At 75.3% G+C, this 1,372-nt stretch carries 1 protein-coding gene; it reads left to right on the top strand.

All coding sequences use genetic code 11. The features are described from left to right. The coding region (locus OSB71_RS24145) for an acyltransferase domain-containing protein (RefSeq protein ID WP_265950932.1) at positions 1–1,372 on the top strand (1,372 nt) is incomplete at both ends.

Raw genomic sequence — 1,372 nt, 5'->3', positions numbered from 1 at the left:
TGTGGGCGGTGATGGTGTCGCTGGCCGAGGTGTGGCGTGCCCACGGTGTGGAGCCGGCCGCCGTGCTCGGTCACTCGCAGGGTGAGATCGCGGCCGCGGCGGTGGCCGGGGTGTTGTCGCTGGCGGACGCGGCCCGGGTGGTGGCGTTGCGCAGCCGCGCGATCACGGCGTTGGCCGGGCACGGTGGGATGGTGTCCGTGGCCCAGTCGGCTGACCGGGTGCGTGAGCGGATCACCGCCTGGGACGGGCGGATCTCCCTGGCCGCCGTCAACGGACCCTCCTCGGTGGTGGTCTCCGGCGACCCGGGCGCGCTGGAGGAACTCCTCGCCGCCTGTGAGCGTGACGAGATCCGGGCGCGCCGGGTGGAGGTGGACTACGCCTCGCACTCCGCGCACGTGGAGGCGATCGAGGACGAGCTGGCCCGCCTGCTGGACGGCATCACCCCCCAACCGGGATCGGTGACCGTCTACTCGTCCCTGACCGGCGCCGAGTTGGACGGCACGGAGATGGACGCCGCGTACTGGTACCGCAACCTGCGCGAGACGGTGGAGTTCGAGCAGGCCACCCGCACCGCCCTGACCGCGGGCCACACCCTGTTCGTCGAGGTCAGCCCGCACCCCGTGCTCGCGCTCGGCCTCCAGGGCACGATCGAGGACGCGGGTGTCGAGGCGGCGACGGTGGGCACACTGCGCCGCGACCACGGCGGCCTGGACCGGGTGCTGCTGTCCGTCGGTGAGGCGTGGGCCCACGGCGCGGAGGTCGACTGGTCGGCCGTGTTCGGCCCCGGGGAGGCCCCACACGTCGACCTGCCGACGTACGCGTTCCAGCGCGAGCGGTTCTGGCCCCGGGTGGCCGAGTTCACCGGGGACGTCGCGTCGATGGGCCTGGACGGCGCGGAACACCCGCTGTTCGGCGCGGTGGTCGAGCTGCCGGAGACCGACGGGGCCGTGTTCACGGGACGGCTCGCGGTGTCCACGCACCGGTGGCTCGCGGACCACGTCGTGGACGGGCACGCGCTGGTGCCCGGAACGGCGCTGGTCGAGATGGCCGTGCGCGCCGGCGACCAGGTGGGGTGCGGCCGCGTCACCGAACTGGTGCTGGAGAGCCCGCTCGCGCTGCCCGAGGACGGCGGGATCACCGTCCGGGTGCTCGTGGGCGCCGAGGGCGCGGACGACGCCGGTCCGGGCGCCCGGCGGCTGACCGTCCACGGCCGGGCCGACGGCACCGGGCCCTGGACGCGGCACGCCACCGGTGTGGTCGGGTCCGCCGCCGACGCCGCCCCCGCCGCCGACTGGGCCGAGGTGTGGCCGCCCCGCGACGCCACCGCCGTCGACGTGCGCGACTTCTACGCCGGGCTCGCCACCACCGGTTA

The organism is Streptomyces marinisediminis (assembly GCF_026262575.1).
Classification (GTDB): Bacteria; Actinomycetota; Actinomycetes; order Streptomycetales; family Streptomycetaceae; genus Streptomyces; species Streptomyces marinisediminis.
The sequence above is the reverse complement of the archived record's forward strand: the minus strand, read 5'-3'. Positions and strand labels throughout refer to the sequence as shown.